The organism is uncultured Litoreibacter sp. (assembly GCF_947487515.1).
Classification (GTDB): domain Bacteria; phylum Pseudomonadota; class Alphaproteobacteria; order Rhodobacterales; family Rhodobacteraceae; genus Litoreibacter.
This window is the reverse complement of record NZ_CANKWO010000002.1, coordinates 612,854-637,176: the sequence shown is the minus strand read 5'-3', so window position 1 is coordinate 637,176 and position 24,323 is coordinate 612,854. Positions and strand designations below refer to the sequence as shown.

The window sequence follows — 24,323 nt, the reverse complement described above, 5'->3', positions numbered from 1 at the left end:
ATGACCACTTCCACACTGAGGAGCCTTTAGCATGACAAAGTTTGACCAAGACTGGGTGGCCCGCGAGGAAGAGAAACGCCAATGGATGGCGGAAAACTCGCTGTATCGCGACGAAGATGAGCATGCTTCTTGTGGCGTTGGGCTTGTTGTCTCCATTGATGGCAAGAAATCCCGCAAGGTTGTCGAAAACGGTATCAACGCGCTGAAGGCGATTTGGCACCGTGGCGCGGTCGACGCGGATGGGAAGACTGGCGATGGCGCTGGGATCCATGTGCAAATTCCCGTTGATTTCTTCTACGACCAGATCGAACGCACCGGCCATACGCCCAACAAAGATCAGATGATCGCCGTCGGGCAAGTCTTCTTGCCGCGCACAGACCATGGCGCCCAAGAAACCTGCCGGACAATCATTGAAACCGAAGTTCTTCGTATGGGGTACCGTATCTACGGCTGGCGCCATGTTCCGGTGAACATTCGTGTTCTAGGTGAAAAAGCTAACGCGACACGCCCAGAGATTGAGCAAATCCTGATCTCCAACTCGAAAGAGGTTGAGGAAGAAGAATTCGAACGCGACCTCTATGTTATTCGCCGTCGGATCGAAAAAGCTGCGGCTGCTGCTCAGGTGCCGACATTATATCTGGCGTCTTTGTCGTGCCGCTCCATTATCTACAAAGGTATGATGCTGGCCGAGCAAGTCGCGGAATTCTATCCCGATTTGATGGATGAGCGGTTCGAGTCTGCATTTGCGATTTACCACCAGCGGTACTCCACAAACACCTTCCCGCAATGGTGGTTGGCTCAGCCGTTCCGCATGTTGGCGCATAACGGCGAGATTAACACGCTTAAGGGCAATCTGAACTGGATGAAATCCCACGAAATCCGCATGGCCTCGGGTGCTTTTGAGGACCGTGCAGATGACATCAAGCCAATTGTATCGGGCGGTTCATCAGATTCCGCGGCACTGGATGCTGTTTTCGAAGTTCTCGTACGTGCCGGCCGCTCAGCGCCGATGGCCAAAACGATGCTTGTTCCGGAAGCGTGGTCCAAGCAGGCGGTGGATATGCCCAAGGCATGGCAAGACATGTATTCCTATTGCAACTCAGTGATGGAGCCATGGGATGGCCCCGCAGCTTTGGCAATGACCGATGGCCGCTGGGTTTGCGCGGGCTTGGACCGCAATGGCTTGCGCCCGATGCGGTATGCTGTGACCGGCGACGGTTTGCTGATCGCTGGATCGGAAACAGGCATGGTGCCGTTTGACGAGGCCACCGTTCGAGAAAAAGGCGCGCTTGGGCCGGGTCAAATGATTGGCGTTCATATGGGTAAAGGTAAACTTTACCACGACCAAGAATTGAAAGACAAAATGTCGGCGGCCCTTCCATTTGGTGAATGGGTTGGCAAGATCACCGATCTGGAAGAGATCACTTTGGACGTGCAGGAAACGGCACAATACAGTGGTGAAGAGCTTCGCAAACGTCAGATTGCTGCTGGCTATTCTATGGAAGAGTTGGAGCAAATTCTGGCTCCAATGGCTGACGACGGCAAAGAGGCGCTAGCCTCAATGGGGGATGACACACCGTCCGCCGTGTTGTCCAAGAAGTACCGCCCGCTGAGCCATTTCTTCCGGCAGAACTTTAGCCAAGTGACGAACCCGCCGATCGACAGTTTGCGCGAATTCCGTGTGATGAGCTTGAAAACGCGTTTCGGGAACTTGAAGAACGTGTTGGATGAGGACTCGTCGCAAACAGAGATCCTTGTGCTGGAAAGCCCGTTTGTCGGGAATGCCCAATTCCACAAGCTGACCGAGCAATTCAACGCCGATATGGTGACCATCGATTGCTCCTTCGATGCGGTGGAGGATGCCGGTGCATTGCGCGCCGCGCTTGATCGTATTCGCAACGAGGCTGAAGATGCCGTTCGTTCGGGGGCTGGCCATCTGGTTCTGACTGATGAAGGTCAGAACGAAGATCGTGTGGGCATGCCAATGATTTTGGCAACATCCGCTGTGCATGGCTGGCTGACACGCAAAGGGTTGCGGACCTTCTGCTCAATTAATGTCCGGTCTGCGGAATGTATCGATCCGCATTACTTCGCGGTTCTGATCGGCTGTGGCGCTACAACCGTGAACGCCTATCTTGCGGAAGACTCGCTTGCTGATCGTATCGAGCGCGGGCTTTTGGAAGGCACGTTGACCGAGGCCGTTGCAAGCTATCGCAACGCCATCGACCAAGGTTTGCTGAAGATCATGGCGAAGATGGGGATTTCCGTTATTTCGTCCTACCGTGGTGGTTTGAACTTCGAAGCCGTGGGCCTGTCGCGGGCGATGGTTGCAGAATTCTTCCCTGGAATGCAGTCGCGCATTTCTGGGATTGGTGTATCAGGCATCCAGACGAAAGTTGCGGAGGTTCACGCGAAGGGTTGGCGTGCAGAGTCTACCGTCATGCCGATCGGCGGTTTCTACAAGTCGCGCCGCTCTGGTGAGAAGCACGCATGGGAAGCGCAGACGATGCATATGTTGCAGGCTGCTTGTAACCGCGCCTCCTACGATATGTGGAAGCAATACAGCCAGACGATGAAAGCGAACCCGCCCATTCACTTGCGCGATTTGCTGGACATCAAAACGCTGGGTGAGCCGATCTCCGTGGATGAAGTGGAATCCATTACATCCATTCGCAAACGCTTTGTCACTCCGGGCATGTCCTTGGGCGCATTGTCCCCTGAGGCGCATAAAACGCTGAACGTTGCGATGAACCGCATCGGGGCGAAATCCGACAGCGGCGAGGGCGGCGAGGATCCGGCGCATTTCGTGCCAGAGCCAAATGGCGACAACCCGTCTGCGAAAATCAAGCAAGTGGCGTCTGGACGTTTTGGCGTTACCGCCGAATATCTGAACCATTGCGAAGAGCTTGAAATCAAGGTCGCGCAGGGTGCCAAGCCGGGTGAAGGTGGTCAGCTGCCTGGTATGAAGGTCACTGATTTGATCGCGCGTCTTCGTCACTCTACCAAGGGTGTGACGCTGATCTCGCCTCCTCCACACCACGACATTTACTCGATCGAGGATTTGGCGCAGCTGATTTATGATCTCAAGCAGATCAACCCGCGTTGCAAAGTGACGGTCAAGTTGGTTGCCGCGTCTGGCGTCGGCACAATTGCGGCTGGTGTTGCGAAGGCGAAAGCCGACGTGATCCTGATTTCCGGCCATAATGGTGGCACCGGCGCATCCCCTGCGACCTCGATCAAATATGCTGGTTTGCCGTGGGAAATGGGCCTGACCGAGACACATCAGGTTTTGGCTATGAACAACCTGCGTGGGCGCGTGACTTTGCGCACCGACGGCGGGTTGCGCACGGGTCGTGACATTGTCATGGCGGCGATGATGGGTGCTGAAGAGTACGGTATCGGGACGGCGGCTTTGATTGCCATGGGGTGCATCATGGTGCGCCAGTGCCAGTCCAACACCTGCCCAGTTGGCGTATGTACGCAGGATGACAATCTGCGCGAAAAGTTCACTGGGAACGCTGACAAGGTTGTTAACCTGATCACGTTCTATGCGACCGAGGTCCGTGAAATCCTTGCGTCCATCGGCGCACGCTCTTTGGATGAGGTGATCGGCCGTGCGGACCTGCTCACACAGGTTTCTCGCGGGTCGGCGCATCTGGATGACCTGGACCTGAACCCACTGTTGATCACCGTGGATGGCGCTGATCGCATTGTGTACGATCGCTCCAAAGACCGGAACGCGGTTCCGGATACTTTGGATGCGCAAATTGTGAATGATGCCCAGCCGTTCTTCAAAGACGGTGAAAAGATGCAGCTGTCCTACGCGGTGCAAAACACGCTTCGGACAATTGGCACCCGTGCCTCTAGCCATATCGTGCAACGGTTCGGGATGCGAAATGACCTGCAGTCGGATCACCTGACGGTTAAGCTGACCGGCTCTGCGGGGCAGTCTCTTGGGGCATTTGCAGCGCCGGGCTTGAAGCTTGAAGTGTTCGGTGACGCCAATGACTATGTGGGCAAAGGACTGTCTGGTGGTCGCATCGTGGTGCGCCCTGCGCAAGATAGCCCATTGCAGGCCGACGAGAACACCATCATCGGCAACACCGTTCTTTACGGTGCCACTGACGGTCACTTGTTTGCTGCGGGTCGCGCTGGCGAACGGTTTAGCGTTCGAAACTCCGGTGCGCGGGTCGTGATTGAGGGCTGCGGTTCCAACGGTTGCGAATATATGACCGGTGGTGTCGCCGTCATACTTGGGTCTATTGGTGCCAACTTTGGTGCCGGTATGACCGGTGGGATGGCGTATCTATACGATCCGGAAGGTCAATCGGCCGCCTTGATGAATATGGAGTCGCTGGTGACTTGCCCAGTGACAGTGGATCATTGGGAGGCAGAGCTTAAAGGACTGGTAGAGGAGCATGCGCGTGAAACCGGCAGTGCAAAGGCCGCGCGCATTCTGCAAGACTGGGATCAGGAGAAATCAAACTTTGTGCAGGTCTGCCCGAAGGAAATGCTGATCCATATTCCGGCCCCGCTGAGCCTTGAAGATCAGGCGATACCTGCGGAGTAATCTGGGGACTTTTGATCAAAGGGGCGGGAAATATCCCGCCCCTTTTGCTATTTGAGCATGATCACTTAGGGGTGCAATCGCCGCCCGCCGCGCATTGCTCAATGGCCTTGATATATTGATCTTCGGGGTTGGAAAACGCGAAGGCGTAGCAGGGGTCTACGTTGAAGATCAGCTCGTCCTCGGTTTGCAGAACAAAGGCCAAATAGTCTGTTTTCGGGGAGAGGCGCGCGCACCAAGGACCGGCACAGTTCAGCGTCAAAGTGACGGGAACATCTACGTCGTCCGTAAAGCCCTGACCCGTTAGCAATTTGCCTTTGAATTGGGTTTGAAGGCTTACTTCCAACGGAGGGGCATTCACATTTGGCACCTCTTTCACGTCGAAATCAAACTCTCCGTGAAGTACGACAAAGCTTTCCTTAGCTTTGGCAACGGCGTTAAACGCCGCCACTGGGTGCGTCGGAAGACAGGATAAGGCGTTTGCGGGACCGGCGGCGATTGCTATGGCAACAGCCGCGATGGTGGTAGGTTTCATCATGTCGACGACCCTACAGCAGAGGTTGAAATGCTTCGATAACTTTTGCGTATACGTCTCGTTTGAACGGCACAATATTGCCGAGTAATGTTTCAGTTTCCACCCAACGCCACTCGGAAAACTCCGGAAATTCGGTTTCGATATTGATGTCGGCGTCTGTCCCGTGAAAGCGCAAAAGAAACCACTTTTGCTTCTGACCACGAAAACGGCCCTTCCAGATTTTGGGAACCAGATCATGGGGTAGATCGTAGGGAATCCAGTCGTCGGATTGGGCTTCGACAGTTACCAAGTTTGGCGACACGCCGGTTTCTTCTTCAAGTTCGCGCAGGGCGGCAGCTTCGAGTTCTTCGCCCTTGTCGACGCCACCTTGGGGCATCTGCCAAGCCGCTATCTCGCTGTCGATGCGCTGTGCGGCAAACACTTTCCCGCCCTTGTTCACAAGCATTACACCCACATTCAGGCGGTAAGGCAGTTTTTCAATTTCTTCTGGGGTCATAGTGGAATGGAGGGCGGGATTACCCCGCCCTGTCCTTTACTTGTCTGCAGGAGCCAAGGCGCTCAGGCCTTTCAAAACATCAAGAGCATAGGCGAGTTGGTAGTCCTGCTCGCGCAGCTTAGCTACTTCTTCGGCTTTCTGGCGCTCTGCTTCTAGCTGAGCGCGCTCATCCTCGGAGATGCTGTCATTGTTGCTAAGAGATCCGCGCAAATCAGCTTCCGAGCGGCTGTTGCGTTGCGTTTCTTCCTCGGTCACGTCTTCCTCCGGCTTACGCGGTGGTTGAACGACGATAATGTCGGGAGATACTCCGAGGGCCTGAATGGACCGACCCGAGGGAGTGTAATAGCGTGAAGTCGTCAAGCGCATCGCGCCGTCCCCGCGAACAGGTACGACCGTTTGCACCGACCCTTTGCCGAAACTCTTCTCGCCGATCACAACGGCGCGGCGATGATCTTGTAGCGCACCAGCAACGATCTCGGACGCGGATGCAGAGCCGCCGTTAATCAAAACAACGATAGGTTTGCCATTTGACAGATCGCCTTCGGTTGCGTTGTAGCGTTCGCTGTCGCGAGCGTTGCGACCGCGCGTAGATACGATCTCACCTTTGTCGAGGAAGGCGTCCGATACGGCAATCGCTTGTGTCAGCAAGCCGCCAGGATTGTTCCGCAGGTCAAGAACGATACCATTGACCTTGTCTTCGCCGCCGGCTTCTTCGATTTGCTTGGCCAAGCCGTCCTTCAGGTTCGGAAACGTCTGGCGGTTGAATGTAGTGACGCGCAACACGACAGAGTCGCCTTCGATGCGCGACCGCACAGCTGTCAGCTTGATGGTGTCACGTACAATGGAGACCTCAAATGGCTCGTCCACACCTTCACGCACCACCGTCAGAATGATCTCGGATCCGACCGGACCGCGCATCAATTCAACGGCTTCCTCTAATGTCAGTCCAAGCAGGCTGCTGCCGTCTACGGAGGTGATGAAGTCACCGGATTCCATGCCCGCCTCATCGGCAGGGGTGCCATCCATCGGGGATACAACTTTGACGTACCCGTCTTCTTGCGTCACTTCGATCCCAAGTCCGCCGAATTCGCCCGAGGTTTGCGTGCGCATGTCGTCAAAGTCTTTGGGCGGCAAGTAGGAGGAATGCGGATCAAGGGATGTCAGCATGCCGTTGATCGCAGCTTCGATCAAATCGGCTTCATCAACGTCTTCGACATATTGCGCCCGAATGCGTTCAAAGATGTCGCCAAATAGGTCTAGCTGCTCATAGACAGTCGACTTTTTGTCCGCTTCTTGCGCAATAAGCGGTCCAGCAAACTGTGTTGTTACAAAAACACTTGCGGCTGTGCCAAGCGTGGCTGCCATCAGAAATTTTTTCATACGGACGTCATTCCTTGTTGATGGCGAACCACGTGGTCGGATCGACCGGCTCGTCGCCTTGTCTAAGTTCTATATAAAGCGACTCTTGCTGATTGCCGCCACCACCTTTGGCTGCTGTGATCAAAAAAGCGTCAGGATTAGGGGATAATCCGCCCATTAACCCGATTGGAGCCCCGTGACTAAGGACTTCGCCCACTTCGCCAAAGGTTTGACCCAGACCGGCAAGAATCATCAGGTACCCTTTGCGTGGCTCAAGAATAACCACATTTCCATACTCTAGAAGGGGACCGGAATACCGCAAAGTTGCAGGCCATGGCGTAGTGACCAAGGATTGCGCACGTGTCGCAAGCACGATGCCCGGGCGCTTCACCCCAGCTGCGTCGGTTTCATTGAATCGATGCAGAATCGTACCCGACACAGGCAAGGAAAGGTCGCCCTTCGCCGCCTCAAAATCTGCGGGGTTGGTCAGGTCCGAGGGGTTCAGATCTGTCAGGCCAGAGGCAAACCCCTGCAAAGTGTCGCTGCTTTCAACCAAGGCGAGCATCTTTTCACTGTCGCTGGTGAAGCTACGCGGTAGATCAACGCGGTTGGCGATGGCTTTGGACAGCTCTGCACGGGCGGTCTGCACTTCGGTAAGTGACTTTGTCAGTAGGGCCGCTGCGTTTTTTTGTAGGCTGCGTATGTCGCGCACTTCTTCAAGTTGTTGGCGCAAAGTTAAGGCCTCTGCTTGCAGTGCTGGGGTGACCTCCGACAAGATCATGCCGGACCGCGCGGTGCCGATGGCTCCGGTTGGGTGCATCATCAAAAGCGGCGCCGGCGATGTGCCGATGGTTTGCAAAACCCCGATGAGCCGCGATAGCCGGTCGCGTTTGGCTTCAAACACCAATGCGATGCTTCTTTCCTGGATTGCGGCGCGGCGTAGCCCTTCGCGCAGGGCAGACAGCCCTTCTTCATAAGCGCGGACAGTTTCGGTCAGCGCACCGACACGGTCAGACGCGGATTCAGCGTCGCGTAAACTGTTGGCTGCGACGTTCAGCATCTGACTGGCACGTTTGGCGGTCGTGATTGGGTCGCTTTGAGAAAAAGCTGCACCAGTCAACGCGACCAAAAATAGAGCTGAGATCAGATGCTTCATGAGCGGATCAATGAGACCCCTGTCATTTCTTTCGGTTTGGGAAGGTTCATAAGTTCCAATAGCGTTGGCGCAAGATCCGCCAGCCTACCGTCGGCCAGGGTAACTCCCTTTGGTCCGCCATGAAGAACAACCGGAACAAGGTTCGTGGTATGAGCCGTATGAGGCCCGCCCGAAACCGGATCGACCATCGTTTCGCAATTTCCGTGATCTGCAGTGACTATGATTGCGCCGCCGACTGCGTCTAGCGCGGATATGGCTTGCCCCAAGCCTGCGTCGACGGCCTCACAGGCTGCGATTGCGGCGGCTAGATCGCCGGTGTGGCCAACCATATCTGGGTTGGCGAAGTTGACGACGATCAAGTCATATCTTTCGGAAATCGCGTTGACCAAATCGGTGGCCACTTCATCTGCAGACATTTCGGGCTGCAAATCGTAGGTCGCGACCTTCGGGCTTTTGGGCATGTTCCGGTCTTCGCCATCCTCGGGGGTTTCTTTGCCGCCGTTGAGGAAGAACGTTACATGAGGGTATTTTTCGGTCTCTGCGACGCGGAACTGACGCAGGCCGTGCTGCGCGACCCAAGAGCCAAGAGTATTGGTGATCTTTTTCTTTGGAAACACGGTGGTCATGAACGCGTTATGCGCGGTCGAGTAATCCACCATCCCAAGGCATTCGGCGAGCTTCGGGCGCTTAGACACGTCAAAGGCATCGAAGGCCGGATCCGCGATCGCAGACAGGATTTCGCGTGCGCGGTCTGCACGGAAGTTTAGACAGAAGACAGCATCCCCGTCCTTCACGCCTTGAAAGCCTTCAATCACGGTTGGGGAAATGAATTCGTCCGTTTTGTCCTTGGCATATGAATCGTTGATCGCAGCGGTTGCATTTTGTGCGGCTTCGCCTTCGCCGTCGATCATCGCCTTGTAAGCAAGTTGCACACGATCCCAGCGGGTGTCGCGGTCCATTGCATAGTAGCGCCCTGAAACGGTGACGATCCGGACGTCGTCGGGCAACTCTTGCTCAAGCGTTTCAATGTAGCCAAGTGCCGATTTCGGAGCGACGTCGCGACCGTCGGTAATTGCGTGTAAAACAGTGTCTATTCCAGCGGAACTCAGGGCTTTGGCGGCGGCAATGACATGCGTGATATGGCCATGCACCCCACCATCTGATGCCACACCCATAAGATGCGCGGTCCCGCCTGTATCTTTCAGCGTGGCAACCAAATCTAGCAAAGCCGCTTCCTGTGCAAAGCTACCATCTTCAATCGCGAGGTCGATCTGCCCAAGATCCATGGCGACCACACGTCCGGCACCAATGTTGGTGTGGCCCACTTCAGAGTTCCCCATCTGACCTTTTGGCAGCCCAACATCAGGCCCATGTGTGACCAAGGTTGCGTTAGGATCATTGGCCATAAGGCGATCAAAATGCGGGGTATTCGCCAATGCTGGCGCATTTGCGGTGGAGGTATCAGACAATCCCCAGCCATCAAGAATACATAGAACAACTGGTTTTGGAGTGGTCATATCTGTGCTCGCTTTAGGTCCAGTTCCTGTCTATGCGGCGTTGGCCGAAGCTTCAACCTTCGGCTTTGCTTTGAACCGCTGCTATGCGAAGCATTTCGCCCATACGCCACAACCGTAGGCGGGCAAGGACGTAGAGGGCCGCAAGCCGCGACACCGGCGAAACCAACCTGCGCGACACCACAATGCGGGGCATATGTGCAGCAATAGAAACCGGCATGGCAAAGGCACGCAGAACCCATAGATAGGTCGGGCGGTTGTTGAGCCGGTGCAGGGCGTATGTTTCTTGCGTGATACGCTTCCACTTTTTGCGAAGATCGGACCAAGAAGCCCTACAGGGATGGGTGACGACCAGATCGGGTTGATAGGAGGTTTGATATCCGATTGATGCAGCCCGTTGGCACCAGTCATAGTCCTCGGACAAGCCGTCGCGAAATGGCCCAACCTTTTGGAACACATTGATGTTGGTCACCAAATTTGCCGTGACGGAGAACCCTTTTTCTTTGATGTAGTGTTGTTGATTGAAAGCAAAAATCTGCTCATAGGCCTGAATAGGGTTCGGCCGCTCCGGCGCTTTCATCTTGATCGCACCACCGCAAACACCGTTGTGCTTTCCCAACATCAAAGCAACGTGCAAAAAGTCACTTGCAACCTCGCAGTCGCTGTCTGTGAAGATCAAAATCGCGCCGCGGGCGTGTTGCACACCGGTGTTTCGTGCATGCGCCGCACCGCGTTTTTCCTCGCAAAGAAAGCGCACATTGGAGAAGCTTTTTTGAAACGCCGCATCAAGGGGTGAGGGGGCATTATTGACGACAATGATCTCAACCTGATCAAGGCGGCTACACCGCTCCAGTGATGTAAGACATAGTTTCAATCCCGTCAGATCATTGAAGTGAGGGATGATGACAGAGGCCTGCGGCAGCATCAGCGATGTCCGGTTGTGACTGCGGGAACTCCGGCAACTATTTCTGCTTCGCCGACATCATTTCGAACGACGGCGCCCGCCGCGACCACGGCGTTGGCGCCAATTGTGACACCGGGTAGAATAATTGCACCGGCGCCGATCCAAACGTTGTCTCCAATGTTGACGGAGGCTTCTGTCATAAGCTGGGCGGACACCGGCGCGCCGTCGCGAAACCGGTAGTTCGCGGCAGTGATCATGACATTTGGCCCCAACAGAAGATCGTCGCCGGCGGTGATATTGCCGTGTTCCGGCCCTGCCCAAAGATAGCACCCCGCCCCAATATGCGCGCGAGCCCCCAATCGAATGCGTGTCGGGTTTGAAAGTTGGCAGGTCGGGCTAATGGCCGCCCCCAGACCAACGGTCATGGACCGACGGGGAATGACATGGGTCTGATTGTAATGGTTGAGCAGTTTCAATCCATGCAGATAGGCGCGTGGGTCCAATAGGGTCGCGATGAACCGAGTGACGCGGCGGCCTTGGGTCAACACGGGCTTGCGACCGATGGCCCCCGTCATGAGGTCGCCATCACCCATGAGGGTGAGACTCTGTCGCATGAGAAAACCGACAGGCATTCAGAACAACGCCTAAGCATGCTGTGTTCTCGGCGATAGTGCGTTCCGCCGCGTCTATTTCGGCCTTGGACGACTGGTCTGCCCGCGCGACAAGCAGCGCGCAATCCGCAAGAGTTAGCCCTGCAATGGCGTCATCTCTGGGGCTAAGGGCTGCAAGGTCCATAAGCATCAGGTCCGGCGCGAAGTCGCGCTCAATGTGCTCCAGCAATGCGTAGGTTTTGGCGTGGGCCAGTCGTTCGGTCGCGTCTTCCATTGCTGTGGCGTTTAGACTGAGCCCAAGGTTGGCGCCGATCCGCAAGCAAGTGCTGTCAAAGTTTCGACGATGGCCTGTCAAAACCGAGAACCGTGGGCCGGCCTCTTGCAGTCCGAACAGGTGGATTAGATTCGGTTTTCTTAAATTCAGGTCCAGAACCATAACCCTTAGGTCTTCTTGTCGCGCAAGGCTAAGCGCCAGGTTGGCAACCACCGTGGAACTGCCGCATTGCTCTGTGGGCGCGGTGACTGCGATGCGGCGATGTCCTGCCATCCGCATATGGCTTAGCAAACGTGTTCGAAGGCGGTCAAAAGGGGCGGATTGATCGCCTGCCTTCGCGGTTCGAATGTGGTGGCGCCTTAATGTGACGGGGTCCAATTGGGTCTCTGTTAATCTTGCCCAGCTGCTACTTGGATCTGTTAAGCCCGCAAGGTTTTCTGCCCCCTGCGTGAGAGGTTCCTCACTTTGGGTGGACCGCAAAATTTCGCCCGCATTGGTTAACTGTTCCATGTGTTAAGCTTTCCTAACCGAGGCTTGGCCCGAGGTCGGGGAGGGTTGCAAAAGTAGAAATCCCCAGTGAACGTTGAAGATCCACGGGGCGGCGAATGGGGCGGTCAAAGCGGATTTTTAGCGCTACGGTAGCTGCCGCCACTGCAAGGGTGAAGAAGGCCAGCGCCACCAATAGGGCGTCGCGCAGACGTTCCTGCCGATGGCTGGTGATCGTCGCGTCTTGTATGATTTTAAATCCTATCGTTGAGGCTTCGCTTGCCCTTTCTGCGCTGACAAGTGCATCGAAAGTACTTTGAGCCGCAATCGATTGAACCTCGATCTCGCGCTGTAACTGGCGTGTGGTTTCATTAAATGCGGTGCCTTCCGCAAGCTTGTCATTCACGAGTTGAATGCGCTCCAACAGGTCTTGTGTCTGAATGCGCGTGGGTGCCGTGATTTTCGCCTTTGCCCGCGCAATACGGGTTTGAAGCAAGCGAACCTTGGGGTGAATATCAGAATAGATCCCGCTGGCGGCTTCAAGTTCTTTGTATAGCTTTTCAAGTTCAGGGTTTTCGAATGTGCGTCCGGTTTCCGCCGAAAGGAGTTGCGCACGTAGTTTGCTAACTTGCCCCCGAAGGGTTTCCACTTGAGTGGCGGGTGCCTTGGCCAAATGTGACGATAGGGCTGCTCGCCCTTGCGTAAGCTGATTTTGCGCAAGGTCATAGTTTGTCCGGTATTTCGCCAGAGCGGATTCGGTACGGGATTGCTGGGTTGTGTCACTTACGGCGATGGCCTGCTCCACAAGGGCGTGAGTGCCAGATACAGCGGCGTCCGCATCTGTGGCAGAGGTTTCTATGAGCAGATAGGTTGGCTTGTCGCGGGCGGTTTCGATCTTCAAATTTACATCCGGTCGACCGCCCGTTTCGGCGCCGGCGTCTGACCATCCGGTTCTCAACGCGTGAATGACAACCTGAAGATGCTGCACCTCTTCGGTTGTGCGTTGGGCCTTTGGACCACTGACCATGCCGATTTTGCGTTCCAGCACGATACGTGCCGAAGCTTTCTGGTTGATCGGGAAGGCGTCGATCGCAAACCATCCGGCGATCGCAGTAAGCAGGGCTGCTATGATGGCTGCGGGAAGATTCCGCATGATCTGCCAACGCCAGTACTTCCATTCAATCATATTTGCTTACCGCCGACCTCTAAGAAAATTCCCTTGCCTACTCAGACCCTTAAAAACTTAAGACATAATTAATTCATCTCAGCTCTTCTTGGGATCACACGCTTGGGGGCGCGCGAAATTTGATTTGGACTGGAGACAAACAACAACATGGATGTACGAGTAGCGCGGCATTTTGAGAACGCGGAACCTGTAAACACTTTCAACCGCCTTCCCGCCCAGAATGCACCCCTTCAAGGCGGCCTTTACTGTAAAAGATGGAAACGGGCTTTGGACATTTTGCTCGTTCTAGCGACGCTTCCTTTGTCCTTGCCTCTTCTACTTGTTGGGGCCTTTGGGGCAGTTCTTGACGGGGGGCCTGCATTTTATACCCAGCCAAGGCTGGGTAGGGACGGCAAGGTGTTTCGCATGCTGAAGTTGCGAACCATGCGGGTGAATGCCGAGCAGCAACTCACAGACATATTGATGACGGATCCGAACGCGGCAATTGAGTGGCATCAAACCCAAAAGCTGCGACAGGATCCACGCATAACAGCGATAGGCAGAGTGCTGCGCAAAACCTCTTTGGATGAGTTGCCCCAAATCTGGAATGTGTTGAAAGGCGAGATGTCGCTGGTCGGGCCACGGCCCATGCTGCGAGAGCAGGCAATCATGTACCCAGGCACCGCATACCACCGTTTGCTGCCGGGTGTGACCGGCCCGTGGCAGGTGTTCGGGCGGAATGACGAAAGCTTTTCCTCGCGCGCGAAATATGACGCGATGTACGAACGGGAAACAGGGTTCTTGTATGATCTGTCGCTTATCTGCCGCACGGTCGGCGTGGTCTTATGGGGGACGGGGCGTTGAAGGTTTGGAACTGGTTTCTTTTCGCCATCGTGATGTGCGCGGGGCCGGTCATCGGCAAGTCGTATGAACTGCGGTCGGGTGATATGCTTCGGATAGAAGTTATCGAAGACAGCAGCCTGAACCGGAATGCGCTTGTCCTTCCTGATGGGACAATTGCCTTCCCTATGGTTGGTCAGGTTAAGGCTGCCGGTCTAACTTTGCACCAATTGCGCGAGACGTTGACGGATGGGCTGGCCCCAAACTTCGCGCAGCGCCCCAACCTGCATGTGGCGGTGGCCTCTGTCGCTAAAAATGCAACCCGCAGGGTCGCGAGCAAAGCGGTAAGCGCCTCTCCTCCACGCATTACAGAGAAACTGATATCTGTCTTCGGAATGGGTGAGCTGGCTAAGCCGGGCAAACTGCAGATGCCCGAAAAGGCCTCACTGATGCAATTTTTGGCACAGGCCGGCGGTACGACCCCTTATGCGGCACTTAAGCGGGTGCAAATCAGGCGAACCAACCCTGACGGCGAAGTCATGACTTACCGCGTCAACCTGAAGAAGCTCATGCGGGGGAGTGGACAGGTGTTTGAGCTGGCACCAGGTGATGTGGTTATCGTGCCAGAGAGAAAGCTGTTTGAATGATCCGTTGGGTCCTTGTGCTGGCGCTGCTTTTCACCGAGCCCGCTGCGTCACAGGACAGTGGCGGCGTTCGTGCGGATCTTACACTTGGGATTGGCGGCGAAATCAGCCGCGATCCGTTGCTCAACGGTGCCAGTTCAAAGCGCGCGTCTGGCGTTGGAATTTTGAAGTTTAACCTGTCTTCCGAAACCCGAACCCAAAGGATTAAACTGGGACTAGAAGGCGGGCGGTTTGGCGGTGCGAGGCAACAATCCAAGGTTCAACTGGACTACAGCCGCAGCACAAAATCGAGCTCCCTTAGGACCTATATTTCAAGCCAACGCATTCCCGAAGGCGGTGTGGACGCCCATGCCTTTTCCTCCGCTGACCTTGGCGCCCTAGATTTAGCGTCCGGCCAAAGTGTTCAGCGAATTCGTAGCGGTGGGGTCACGCTGAAAGTGGGGCTCGGGCAGCCTGTGGGTGCCGTGCTTAGCTACGGGAAAAGGGTGCGCAAGGTTCTGGATGTGATCCCTGCACGACGCTCCGCCGAGCGATTGAACGCCGAGGTGAACCTGCGTCTGAATGCGCGTACCGAAGGAAAAATATCTTGGGCCGAGACGCGATTGAAATCCAATGGGGCCACGACTTCAACGAACACAGACAAGCAGTTGCGATTTGGTGTTTCTCATCACTTGCGCCGGACCCTTGAGGTTACTTTGGACGGCGGATGGCAGGATCTAAAAGCTACCGGTTTTGTGGACAGCGGGTTGATGTGGAGGTCGTCGTTCACGCAGCACCTCAAGTCTGGAAAGCGGTTTCTTTTTCTATCGAGGAACCGCACCGTTTCTGGCCCATTGGTCCGAATGCAAGCTGGCTTGTCGCGAAACCACCCCGCATATTCCTTGGAGCTTGCCGTTGGGATGGCGCGTTTGAAGGACCAATCCGCGGAACCTACCTTGGTAGTTTCCTATGACGCGAAATTCACGCCTGGCAGCCTGAATATATCGGCTTCGCGGGATTTCTTTGGGTCGGACGATTCAGGGGAGACGCGAATAGGGACCAAATTCGACATGGAGGTTGTGCGCGACTTTGATCCGACAAGATCCTTGGGTCTTACCGTAGGGTATCTCAAAACAAATTCGACCTCACAGACGCCGGCGCGCTCCGTTGGGCATATTGGGGCTACCTACCGGCATCAACTGCAACAAGATTTCAACCTTGTGGTTGGCGCGCATAGGCGTCGCCGCAGCGAGGCCGCACTTGGCAAGCGATCCTCAAATTCGGTGTTCATAACGTTCGAAAAACGGTTCGCGGGAAGGTTCTGAGATGTGTGAGATATTGGCGGTTTCTTCGGGTGGAGGGCACTGGCAGCAACTTCAATTGTTGTCCAAAGCCTTCGATGGCAAGAAAGTGGTGTATGCCTGCAGTTCAGACGTCGGGGATGCGTCCATTATCAGGTTGCCGGATTGCAACATGCGCACACCTTGGCGCCTTATCATCACCGCGATCGCCGCGTGGAAACTTGTTCGGCAGATCAATCCTGACACCGTAGTTTCGACAGGTGCGGCCCCAGGAGTGTTGGTTTTAATCACGGCTAAACTTCACAGGCGGCGCACCGTGTGGGTCGACTCGATTGCCAATACGGAAAGGATGTCGCTTTCAGGTCGATTGGCCCGATCATTTTCGGACCTATGGGTAACTCAATGGCCGCAGGTCTCCCATCGATCTGGGGCTGTCTATCTGGGAGCGATCATTTGATTTTTGTGACGGTCGGCACTCAATTGCCCTTCTCAAGGTTGTTGCATTTTATGGCGACTTGGGCGTCAGACCGACAGGAGAAAGTGATCCTGCAAACGGGTGACCAAGGCGATTATGCTGGCTGTGAAAGCTTTCAAACCCTGAGCAAGTCTCAGTTTCAAGACACCATGCAACAGGCCCGAATTGTGGTCTGTCACGCCGGAATAGGGTCTATTCTGTCAGCGAGAGACGCAAATAAACCGGCCATTTTGGTGCCAAGAAGAGCCTGCTTTTCAGAACACCGGAACGACCACCAAGTTTCTACCGCTACTGCGTTTGAGGGGCGACGCGGATTGCGTGTGGCATGGGATATGGAGGACATCCCCCGACTGCTTCTGGAAGAAATTGAAACACCGGATGCGTCTGATGGGGCGAACTATGATCGACTGATTTCTGGGGTTCGAGATTTTGTAACTGCTTGAGGTCGTCTATTCCGTGCGAAGTGGAAGCCCGTGCATGGCTCGCAAAATCGCAGGGATCGCCGCATATTGGCCGCGCTTTAAGTGCTGAAGCAGCTTTCCCCAGCCAAACAAATAGGCAACGGGTACGCGCAAAGGGTGATGGGCGATCATGAACATCATGCGAGACCGGTGCTTGTAATAGACCGACAAGGCAGAAGGCCCCCGACTTAGCGTGGGCGAACCGATAGACGCGCCAGCACTGTGCAGAACTGATGCGTTTTCACACACCACCAGAGGAAATTCACCCCTGTTTTGCGCCCATGAGACCTCTTCGTAATATAGAAAATACTGCTCTGGCATAAGGCCTGCGCTTAGGATGAATGCGCGTGAGGCAACCATGCTTGCTCCGGAGATGAAGTCTAGTTCGCAAGACTTAGGCATGGCAGTGGTGTCGGGATTCTGGCCGATGTGGATGTTTGTCGTGGCGCCGGTCCAAGTGTTGATCTGACCACCATCGATTTGAATTTTGGAAGGGTGTTCCTCGTAGATAATGCGCCCCCCGATGAGAGAAAAAGGCATCTCTACTTTCGCGAACTTAGCGGGTGTGCTGGATGGAACTGTGCAGTCGGGGTTCAATATCCAGAAACGATCTAGGTCTGGGTCTTCCAGCAGCTTGGTGAGGCCCAAATTAACCCCCGCCGCGAACCCTAGATTCTGCGCGGATTGAACCAAGGTAAGGTCTAGATCGGACTGATCAAGAAAGCCCTGAATGACCTCAGGTGTTCTATCCGAGGAGCTATTGTCGACGATGACGATCCTTAGGGTGACGTGCTCTGCTTGGGCGAGGCTGTGCAAGCAGCCAAGGATATGTTCCGCGGAATTATAGGTAACAATGACGCAACCCATCACGCTTTTCATGCGGGCGCAGTCGCAAAGCGTGTGTAGACCGGTGACGCGCGTTTTGACGGAGCTGTCCGGCGGGGCGCAAGTGGATCCAGCATCCAAAAGCCCGCCCCGAATAAGAAGAAGACGAATGAGAACACGGATGTCCAAATATGGACGGTGCACAGGGTAAACGTTAACCCGATGAAGCATATTACCCATGCCCGCCTTGGGGCGTGAAGCTCGTCCGGTAGATGTGCGCAAAGCACTCGAAAGAACCCCAGAAAATATGCGGTCGTGAACAACAAGAACCCCGGCACACCGTATCGGACTGCCAAAACCAGCCAGAAGTTGTCCATACTTCCCGATCGCATGAAGTCCGGTCGTACCCAATCATTCAAACCAATGCCAAATATTGGGTGCTGCCAGACGCTTAGCATACCCCATTCGAAGATGATCCCGCGCCAGTAGGCATTATGGGCAGAGAACGTTGCATAGCTGAAAAATACCCGAACGGGGGTTCGATTGGACATGAGATCGACGGCGACATATGCCGCGATGCACAGGCAAACCAACAGCACCCAGCGTATGCGTCCCTGTGGGAAAACCATGGCCCAGCCGATCAAGAACACCTGCAACAAGACCGCCAAAAACGCCCCGCTTGAAAGCGCAAGAAAGCTTGCGAAGGCACCCGTACTTAGCCCCCCCAAACGGAGCCACAAAGGCCAGCGGCCAGTCGCGCCAACAAAGGCGAGGGCGGTGATCGTGGACGTAAACAGACCGTAGTGAATGGGATGTGCAAAGAGAACCTGCGCGCGTTCCAACCCCAGGCGTGGCTCAATCGTGACGGTGCCGACGGAATTGAAGCCGGGGAGGGCATCGATAAGAATGACCAAAGGTGGATGTCCGGTAAAGCTTTCGACTAAGGCAAGAGGCACGGATAAAAGGACCGCCACGAACACCAGCTTAACCGTTGCGAGAAAATGCGCTGAAGTGCGAATAAAGCATCGCGCGATAAGGTATCCGCCAAGCAATTCCAACGCGAGTGCCCCGCTGTTCTCAACGACATGCGCGGGGGATGATTGCGTAAACGCCAGTGCTGCCCAAAGGACAAACAGGGCAAATAGAACATCGCTGGACACACCCTTTCGGGGCAGGTTTTTGCAATAGTGAACCAACAGCGGGATGAAGATCAGGGCCAGATATGTGCGTAAGCCCGTCATCTGGATTGAGCCGATGGAATAGCGCAAAGGCACGACGACGGCCAAGACATAGAGGACAACAACAGGGGAAAGTCGTTCGGCGAGATCGGGGTGTTGGTGATTGGTCATCGCGGGCCTGATGTGTCGGGGTTCACATAGGATCGCTCTGATGAGCTAACGTTTGGTTAATGAAGTCATAAGGGTAAATTTCGGTCTCGTTAACTAAGGATTCATAGCCTTTTAGTTAAATGGTCTCGGGTCAGTTAGATCCCGCCCTAAAATGGGGCAAATGTGAGAGCAGAGAGGCCGATTGTCTGGAATATTTCATTCGCAAGCCCCCTCACGCTTTTTCCTGCCAAAATGCAGGCACACCTCCTGAAGATCCGGTTCAGTCCCCGAATGCAAAAGCAAAGCGCCGAGGGCTGAACCGGCTTCAATGGCTTCGAAACCTATTAGTGACCGTCCAACGCGCCTTGAATACTCGATGTTTCGGCATGGACATTCACCCCAGTGCACAGTTTTCATTGTCGGCGCGGCTGGACCGAACGTTTCCCATAGGTGTCCACATCGGAGAGGCCAGCTATGTTGCCTTCGAGGCCTGCATTTTGACGCATGACCGTGTGCGCGGGTTGTATTTGCACACGCGGATTGGCCGCAACTGCTTCATTGGGGGGCGGGCCATTATCCTTCCAGGAGTGTGCGTCGGAGATGGCTCGATCGTGGCTGCTGGTGCAGTTGTCACAAAGGATGTGCCCGCCAAATGCATTGTCGCGGGAAACCCTGCACGGGTCATCAAGCGCAACATTTCCTCTGGGCCGTACGGCAGGCTTTCCACTGCCGATGCACATGAGGCGAGCTTGGCTAATGCTGGGCTAACCTAGCGCCCGCACTCTTGCAGCCCCGGCAACACCCCTATGCCCTGTGTTAGTGGGGGGCGATCACAGGCGATACAGCCTGTTCAACCACATGCACGAGACGCTTCGCACCTGTTTGGGGCGCTTTGTGGTCTTGCCGCGTGCGCCTCTTTCCTTGGTCGATGTGAGGGAAAGGGTACAAATGACAATTCTACTAGGGCTGACACTGGGGCCAACACGAGCAGCGGACGCAACTCCGTTTGTGGCGGTGACGCAGATTACTTTGAATGCGTTCTCGCGTGACAAGACCTTGTTTGACAGTGGCGCGGCCTTTGGCCGTGATCTGGCCGACATCCCGCTTAGTGGCACCGGAACAATTGGCGAGACGGTTCAACTGCGGTTCATCTGCGAGGATGGCACGATCACCAGCTGGACGGATGCGACCGTTATCGACGAAAATGGGGATTGGCAATTTATCGCTACGCATTCGCGCCGCGCAGCATGGATTCGCCCCGAAGTGCGCATCAAATCTGAACCGGTGACCCGCGCCCTTGGAGCGGCCCGATTTGGCGTAGGGCATGTCGTTGCCCTTTGGGGGCAGTCAGAGATTGTCCGTATTCGGTCACTTGCGCATGACAACATTGCCGCTGAACCTTTGCTGGCCGACGACATGGTGCAGGCGCTTTGGTTGGATGAAGTGCCTGTTGTTAAGCATCTGTCTACCGCCGACCCTCACACATCTGCATTGGCGGCGATGGCAAATGTGTTTCTAGCCGAGCGCCCAGACGACAAGATCGCGATCGTCTTCCAAGCGAAGTCGGGAACAGGGTTCAGGCAGTTGGTTGACGATAGCGACCCTGCGCGCAATTGGGCCGATGACGTAATGCTGCACGGTTTTGCCACGGCGGATGGACAGCATGTTGGCCTGCCTGCGGTGTCGTGGTTTGCCTCTCCCGGGGCCTTGGGGGACCACTACGGCGAGGCATTGTTCCCGCTGTTCACAGGCAAGGAAACGGACGGCAGCCCTGTCACCTTCCCCGCCACGATTTCCTTTGGTCAGAGCAGCAGCTATACCGCCAATCATTGGTTTGGAGAGCTGTATGATCCGGCCCACACCCGCTGGGTGCCGTTTGGCCCGCATAGATTTGACATTGGTGAGGACATGCAGAACGCCACAGTCACTGCTCTTGGCGCTACCCATGATAATCTTAGCAACAAGCAAGCAGCGCGCGTGGCATGGCGCGAGATGTTGGAAAACCTGCATGCCGACAATTGGTTTTTACCCGCCGGTCTGGAGCCCTTGGCATACCGAAATGGCGTATCAGACGGAATGGGGGGATGGGGCGACTACAGCCATCCGTCAGATGACCACGACGATGGTGCCTGCCGTTATGCCAGACTTGTTGCCCATGCGATTTTGCAATCCAGCGGACTGACGTCTTGGGACGTACCGGAGTTTGATCAATGCGCGTGGGAGCCTTCGGGATCCTATGTCGAGGTGTGGTCCAGTGCGGGGCCGATCACCACATTGCGGTCTTCGCGCAATGAGGCACCACTTACAACGAGTTTTGACCATTGGACCGATGTGTTCGGGTGGCAAATCAACGGGGTGCCTGCATCACGTGCCGAACTGGTTTCTGGCCGTGTGCGGCTGTTCCCCGAAGCAGGGACCTTCACGTCAACAGACATGATTTCATTTGGCGAGGGAGGGGGCACGGGTGCGGTAAAATTCCCGCAAGATTACTATGCCGAGACCTACAAAAACTTGCCCATCGTGAATGTAGGCGCCAGCAGAATAGAGGGCATTGCGGTTCGCCCGCTGCCATCGGATGCGGTGTTGGCGAACACATTGGTGGCGCAAGACCCAAGCTTTGTAACCGGAGCGACTGGTCCATATTTCAAGGATGTCTCGGCGTTGGGGGCTGGCGTAGGCGAAATACAATTCGCGTTTGATCTGGCCATGGCGGTACCAACATCCGGATCGCGAACGTTGATGACCACGACAGGAAATTACCTGAAACTAGAGGTGTTGCCTAGCGGCAGTCTTCGTGTTCGCGTCAGGGATAACGATGGGATTGTGAAGGTCAACAACATCCAAACCGCAGCGGGTGTGATGGTGGATTCGGTGCGTGCTCGGATCGTGCTTGCCGTTGATATGGTTGCTGGCGTTGCACGTATTTGGGTCGATGGAGCGCTGGAAATGGATGAGGCATTCACCCCAGGATCGGGGGTACTTCCGAGCAACCGAAGCCTGCTGTTGCTCGCCACGGCAAACGGCTCTTACCAAACGGAAGCAACGGTTCATCAGATTGCCGTTTGGAAGGCAGCCACGCTGGACGGTAGCGATCCGGCCACGTCGATGTACAAGGTTTTGGTTGGCCCGCCTTCACTGGTGAATTCCGATGCTTGGAAGCTGGGCGATGACGCTACCTAAGGATAGGATGACAAGTCCAATGTCCCCTTCGTTATCAAGCCCAGCTGCCGGTTACTGTCGGTGAATGCTTCGGAAAACTGTTCGGAAACGTAGGTGCTGAGGGGGCGCGAGGTTAGCAGTGAAGTGACCCTACGCGCCCTCGCGGTCGCCGTGATCGCGCGGTACATCCAGCCCGGTTCACGGGACAGCGTCAGCGCTGGGCTGGGGTTCAAAGTGCTTTTGCGCGTGTGATTGATCGCGCGAAGAACGGGTGCAATTGCCTGCGGCATCGACGCAGACACGCGCGATCTATTCAGTGCCGCCCCCGTAGGGGGAGCATGGCCAAGGGCGTGAAACAAACTCGATATTGCAGCATCTGCATTTTGGGAAATTTTCTCAAATGTCATGACATGGACGTGCTCAAACAGGCTTTGATACAAGGCGATCAGCCGGTGATACTGAAAATGACGAAGCTCAAATCCAGGGTATCCAAAGCCTGATGACCCCTCAAAGAACGCCTGATGACCGAGGGTTCCCCCTCGTTGAAGGTATTGCATATAGACCGACGGAAGCATGGTTTCTTGCGAACGCACCGTTATGACAATGCGCGCGTGCGGGGCGATTTTCTGCAATCGATGGGCAAGAGTGGCGCTTTGACGCCCGCCAAAAAACGGATGGCCGCTCAGGTTCTCTGACGAAATAACCGAATAGCCCCCTGCGCTTTGCTGAAGCTGGCACCGTGCGGTATCCGCGTCGAATTCCAGATCATGCGGTTGGAGGATCAACCGATCCACGTCCTTGTGACCCATCAACGGGGAAAACCCAAAGGTGGGGGTAAATACTTCGCGCTGTAACCATGTGGTTGCGGTTTTGTGGTAGCCGATGTGAATAGCAAGGTTCATGCCGTGCGCGTCCATAGCGCCAGTTTGGGGCTACAGATGCCCCATCCAAGAATACAAACCATCGATGCGAATAGGATCTGACCCGAAAGCACCATTGAGATGGCCGCTAAGGCGATGACCAGCTCTGCAAGTGGCACAAATGTTCTCGCAACATATGCGCCGATGACACATCCCGACACTTCTGCCGCAAAGGCGATAACAAGGATTGCCTCCAATCCACCTCCATAAGACAGGGCCCACCACATGACAGGAATGGCAAGCAATCGCGGCAAATTTGCCAGTGCTGGAAATGACGTGTTGGCGTTTGCAAGGGCGGCTGTGGCAAGCGCAGATTTTGGCAAGCGCATGGCCGCGGTACAGCTGAGGATCGGTATCAAGCCGACAACCGGCAGGAACTGGACCCCAAGCCATGACACGATCATAGGGGCCAGCGCCGCGACCCCAGAAGCAAGAGACGCAGCCAGCAGCAAAGACACCCCAATGATCGACCCGCCACCGGCGCGCAGTTTTGGCAAATGGTAGGCCTGAAAGCTTCGCGCCGAAATGAGCGCGGGGGTCAACGTCAAGGTTATGCCCATTGCCAAAAGACCCATGTCGGACATCCCCAATCGGGCCCCTGCGACAAGCTTTTCGCTATGGAGCACCGCAAACATCATGACCCCATTGACCGCCAAGGGTAGCCCGAACCGCAAGGCGCGGCGAAGGCTGCTTTGGCTCAGGGTGATGCGGTAAGCGCGCGTGGAGACCAGATGTGACACAGCCACCGTTGTGCAGGCCTGCAGAAGCAACACCTGAAGCATGATGTTCAGGGACCCCTGCAGCCAAGACAAAGGCCAAATCAACGCAAATGACAGTGCGGCTGGGATGGTGTGAACCAGTATTTGCGGCAGATGGTGTTGGTGACGCTGAGCCCTGAAATGATCAAGGTGGATGAACCCCAACGTGAACGGGATCAGTGCCGCAAGCTGCAGGGTGGCTGCGAACTCGGGATTGCCAAAGGCCTGCGCCAAGGGGGATGCACAGGTCACTATGATCACAGCACCGGCTATTCCGCGGGTCATTTGTAGAAAATGAAGATCGGATTGAAACCTGCGCGCCGCGCCACCTTTGCCACTGATCATCAGATGAGGCAGCCCTAAGGTGGTGAGCATTTCCGCAGCAGCTGCGAGAATGACAATTGCAATCGCCATTCCGTAGTGCGCGGGGCCAAGCATATGGGCCAGCACAAGGTTGCGCGCCAATGTGAATGCGGCTGAAAGCCCATTGCCAGTCAGCAGGGTCGCGATGCGGTTCAAACGGAATGCTCCAAGTCAGCTTTACCGCCCATTAACCACTTAGGTGT

Annotated in this window: 21 protein-coding genes; 8 read left to right on the top strand and 13 right to left on the bottom strand. The window is 55.4% G+C overall.

What is annotated here, in order from left to right:
• Window positions 1-31: 31 nt before the first annotated feature.
• Window positions 32-4,570: a glutamate synthase large subunit gene (gene gltB, locus Q0746_RS08760; protein WP_298259294.1), complete on the top strand. Its 4,539-nt coding sequence runs from the start codon at window positions 32-34 to the stop codon at window positions 4,568-4,570.
• Between the two features lie 61 nt (window positions 4,571-4,631).
• Here gltB and Q0746_RS08755 read toward each other — a convergent pair whose 3' ends face one another.
• Genes Q0746_RS08755 through Q0746_RS08715 form a run of 9 tightly spaced genes read right to left on the bottom strand, consistent with a single transcriptional unit; the run spans window position 4,632 to window position 13,088 of the window.
• Window positions 4,632-5,105 carry a hypothetical protein gene (locus tag Q0746_RS08755; protein ID WP_298259292.1) on the bottom strand — a complete coding sequence of 158 codons (474 nt, stop codon included), beginning with the start codon at window positions 5,103-5,105 and terminating at the stop codon, window positions 4,632-4,634.
• A gap of 10 nt (window positions 5,106-5,115) precedes the next feature.
• Window positions 5,116-5,598, bottom strand: a complete 483-nt coding sequence (locus tag Q0746_RS08750) for an RNA pyrophosphohydrolase (protein WP_298259290.1) — start codon at window positions 5,596-5,598, stop codon at window positions 5,116-5,118.
• Between the two features lie 36 nt (window positions 5,599-5,634).
• A complete protein-coding gene (locus Q0746_RS08745) occupies window positions 5,635-6,978 on the bottom strand; it encodes a S41 family peptidase (RefSeq protein WP_298259288.1) in 1,344 nt (447 codons plus the stop codon).
• A 7-nt stretch (window positions 6,979-6,985) separates the two neighbouring features.
• Entirely contained in the window at window positions 6,986-8,113 is a 1,128-nt protein-coding gene (locus Q0746_RS08740; RefSeq protein WP_298259286.1) for a peptidase M23, read from the bottom strand.
• The gene (gene gpmI, locus Q0746_RS08735) at window positions 8,110-9,630 is read right to left on the bottom strand and encodes a 2,3-bisphosphoglycerate-independent phosphoglycerate mutase (RefSeq protein WP_298259284.1); all 1,521 of its coding nucleotides are present in this window, start codon (window positions 9,628-9,630) and stop codon (window positions 8,110-8,112) included. Before gpmI ends, Q0746_RS08740 begins: the two co-directional genes overlap by 4 nt.
• Window positions 9,631-9,682: 52 nt before the next feature.
• A complete protein-coding gene (locus Q0746_RS08730) occupies window positions 9,683-10,552 on the bottom strand; it encodes a glycosyltransferase (protein ID WP_298259282.1) in 870 nt (289 codons plus the stop codon).
• Window positions 10,552-11,124, bottom strand: coding sequence for an acyltransferase (locus tag Q0746_RS08725; RefSeq protein ID WP_298259280.1), 573 nt, complete (start codon window positions 11,122-11,124; stop codon window positions 10,552-10,554). Before Q0746_RS08725 ends, Q0746_RS08730 begins: the two co-directional genes overlap by 1 nt.
• Complete coding sequence (locus Q0746_RS08720; protein WP_298259278.1) at window positions 11,117-11,926, bottom strand: exopolysaccharide biosynthesis protein; 810 nt, start codon at window positions 11,924-11,926, stop codon at window positions 11,117-11,119. Before Q0746_RS08720 ends, Q0746_RS08725 begins: the two co-directional genes overlap by 8 nt.
• Before the next feature lie 13 nt (window positions 11,927-11,939).
• Window positions 11,940-13,088: a hypothetical protein gene (locus Q0746_RS08715; RefSeq protein WP_298259276.1), complete on the bottom strand. Its 1,149-nt coding sequence runs from the start codon at window positions 13,086-13,088 to the stop codon at window positions 11,940-11,942.
• Window positions 13,089-13,235: 147 nt separating this feature from the next.
• On the opposite strand from Q0746_RS08715, the gene Q0746_RS08710 reads away from it, so the two are divergent.
• From Q0746_RS08710 to Q0746_RS08695, 5 genes are read left to right on the top strand one after another with little or no spacing between them, the layout of a single operon-like run.
• Window positions 13,236-13,931 carry a sugar transferase gene (locus Q0746_RS08710; RefSeq protein ID WP_298259275.1) on the top strand — a complete coding sequence of 232 codons (696 nt, stop codon included), beginning with the start codon at window positions 13,236-13,238 and terminating at the stop codon, window positions 13,929-13,931.
• Window positions 13,913-14,554 carry a polysaccharide biosynthesis/export family protein gene (locus Q0746_RS08705; RefSeq protein ID WP_298259273.1) on the top strand — a complete coding sequence of 214 codons (642 nt, stop codon included), beginning with the start codon at window positions 13,913-13,915 and terminating at the stop codon, window positions 14,552-14,554. Before Q0746_RS08710 ends, Q0746_RS08705 begins: the two co-directional genes overlap by 19 nt.
• Entirely contained in the window at window positions 14,551-15,855 is a 1,305-nt protein-coding gene (locus Q0746_RS08700; RefSeq protein ID WP_298259271.1) for a hypothetical protein, read from the top strand. Before Q0746_RS08705 ends, Q0746_RS08700 begins: the two co-directional genes overlap by 4 nt.
• Before the next feature lies 1 nt (window position 15,856).
• Window positions 15,857-16,288, top strand: a complete 432-nt coding sequence (locus Q0746_RS16720; protein WP_363322753.1) for a UDP-N-acetylglucosamine--LPS N-acetylglucosamine transferase — start codon at window positions 15,857-15,859, stop codon at window positions 16,286-16,288.
• Complete coding sequence (locus Q0746_RS08695; protein WP_298259270.1) at window positions 16,234-16,749, top strand: glycosyltransferase; 516 nt, start codon at window positions 16,234-16,236, stop codon at window positions 16,747-16,749. The genes Q0746_RS16720 and Q0746_RS08695 overlap by 55 nt, the downstream gene beginning before the upstream one ends.
• Window positions 16,750-16,755: 6 nt before the next feature.
• On the opposite strand, the gene Q0746_RS08690 is transcribed toward Q0746_RS08695, so the two are convergent.
• Both Q0746_RS08690 and Q0746_RS08685 read right to left on the bottom strand, forming a co-directional pair.
• Entirely contained in the window at window positions 16,756-17,634 is an 879-nt protein-coding gene (locus Q0746_RS08690; protein WP_298259268.1) for a glycosyltransferase family 2 protein, read from the bottom strand.
• 8 nt (window positions 17,635-17,642) lie between these two features.
• On the bottom strand, window positions 17,643-18,941 hold the full coding sequence (locus Q0746_RS08685) for an O-antigen ligase family protein (RefSeq protein ID WP_298259266.1): 1,299 nt from the start codon (window positions 18,939-18,941) through the stop codon (window positions 17,643-17,645).
• A gap of 365 nt (window positions 18,942-19,306) precedes the next feature.
• Between Q0746_RS08685 and Q0746_RS16715 the strand changes: the two genes are divergently transcribed.
• Together Q0746_RS16715 and Q0746_RS08675 are read left to right on the top strand one after the other, a co-directional pair.
• Window positions 19,307-19,693, top strand: coding sequence for a DapH/DapD/GlmU-related protein (locus Q0746_RS16715; protein ID WP_363322752.1), 387 nt, complete (start codon window positions 19,307-19,309; stop codon window positions 19,691-19,693).
• A 175-nt stretch (window positions 19,694-19,868) separates the two neighbouring features.
• Window positions 19,869-22,100 (top strand): hypothetical protein, encoded by a 2,232-nt coding sequence (locus tag Q0746_RS08675; protein ID WP_298259264.1) that lies wholly within the window; start codon window positions 19,869-19,871, stop codon window positions 22,098-22,100.
• On the opposite strand, the gene Q0746_RS08670 is transcribed toward Q0746_RS08675, so the two are convergent.
• Together Q0746_RS08670 and Q0746_RS08665 are read right to left on the bottom strand one after the other, a co-directional pair.
• Window positions 22,097-22,981, bottom strand: coding sequence for a hypothetical protein (locus Q0746_RS08670; protein WP_298259262.1), 885 nt, complete (start codon window positions 22,979-22,981; stop codon window positions 22,097-22,099). The two genes, Q0746_RS08675 and Q0746_RS08670, sit on opposite strands and share 4 nt — an antisense overlap.
• On the bottom strand, window positions 22,978-24,276 hold the full coding sequence (locus tag Q0746_RS08665) for an oligosaccharide flippase family protein (RefSeq protein ID WP_298259260.1): 1,299 nt from the start codon (window positions 24,274-24,276) through the stop codon (window positions 22,978-22,980). The genes Q0746_RS08670 and Q0746_RS08665 overlap by 4 nt, the downstream gene beginning before the upstream one ends.
• Window positions 24,277-24,323 lie beyond the last annotated feature (47 nt).

Excerpts from the sequence above, each read along its gene's own strand:
- gpmI (WP_298259284.1), bottom strand. The coding sequence starts at position 9,630 with ATGACCACTCCAAAACCAGTTGTTCTATGTATTCTTGATGGCTGGGGA.
- Q0746_RS08730 (WP_298259282.1), bottom strand. The coding sequence starts at position 10,552 with ATGCTGCCGCAGGCCTCTGTCATCATCCCTCACTTCAATGATCTGACG.
- Q0746_RS08740 (WP_298259286.1), bottom strand. The coding sequence starts at position 8,113 with ATGAAGCATCTGATCTCAGCTCTATTTTTGGTCGCGTTGACTGGTGCA.
- Q0746_RS08750 (WP_298259290.1), bottom strand. The coding sequence starts at position 5,598 with ATGACCCCAGAAGAAATTGAAAAACTGCCTTACCGCCTGAATGTGGGT.
- Q0746_RS08725 (WP_298259280.1), bottom strand. The coding sequence starts at position 11,124 with ATGGGTGATGGCGACCTCATGACGGGGGCCATCGGTCGCAAGCCCGTG.
- Q0746_RS08700 (WP_298259271.1), top strand. The coding sequence starts at position 14,551 with ATGATCCGTTGGGTCCTTGTGCTGGCGCTGCTTTTCACCGAGCCCGCT.
- Q0746_RS08685 (WP_298259266.1), bottom strand. The coding sequence starts at position 18,941 with ATGACCAATCACCAACACCCCGATCTCGCCGAACGACTTTCCCCTGTT.
- Q0746_RS08690 (WP_298259268.1), bottom strand. The coding sequence starts at position 17,634 with ATGGGTTGCGTCATTGTTACCTATAATTCCGCGGAACATATCCTTGGC.
- Q0746_RS08755 (WP_298259292.1), bottom strand. The coding sequence starts at position 5,105 with ATGATGAAACCTACCACCATCGCGGCTGTTGCCATAGCAATCGCCGCC.
- Q0746_RS16720 (WP_363322753.1), top strand. The coding sequence starts at position 15,857 with ATGTGTGAGATATTGGCGGTTTCTTCGGGTGGAGGGCACTGGCAGCAA.
- Q0746_RS08705 (WP_298259273.1), top strand. The coding sequence starts at position 13,913 with ATGGGGGACGGGGCGTTGAAGGTTTGGAACTGGTTTCTTTTCGCCATC.
- Q0746_RS08720 (WP_298259278.1), bottom strand. The coding sequence starts at position 11,926 with ATGGAACAGTTAACCAATGCGGGCGAAATTTTGCGGTCCACCCAAAGT.
- Q0746_RS08675 (WP_298259264.1), top strand. The coding sequence starts at position 19,869 with ATGACAATTCTACTAGGGCTGACACTGGGGCCAACACGAGCAGCGGAC.
- Q0746_RS08670 (WP_298259262.1), bottom strand. The coding sequence starts at position 22,981 with ATGAACCTTGCTATTCACATCGGCTACCACAAAACCGCAACCACATGG.
- Q0746_RS08715 (WP_298259276.1), bottom strand. The coding sequence starts at position 13,088 with ATGATTGAATGGAAGTACTGGCGTTGGCAGATCATGCGGAATCTTCCC.
- Q0746_RS08710 (WP_298259275.1), top strand. The coding sequence starts at position 13,236 with ATGGATGTACGAGTAGCGCGGCATTTTGAGAACGCGGAACCTGTAAAC.
- Q0746_RS08745 (WP_298259288.1), bottom strand. The coding sequence starts at position 6,978 with ATGAAAAAATTTCTGATGGCAGCCACGCTTGGCACAGCCGCAAGTGTT.
- gltB (WP_298259294.1), top strand. The coding sequence starts at position 32 with ATGACAAAGTTTGACCAAGACTGGGTGGCCCGCGAGGAAGAGAAACGC.
- Q0746_RS08695 (WP_298259270.1), top strand. The coding sequence starts at position 16,234 with ATGGCCGCAGGTCTCCCATCGATCTGGGGCTGTCTATCTGGGAGCGAT.
- Q0746_RS16715 (WP_363322752.1), top strand. The coding sequence starts at position 19,307 with ATGGACATTCACCCCAGTGCACAGTTTTCATTGTCGGCGCGGCTGGAC.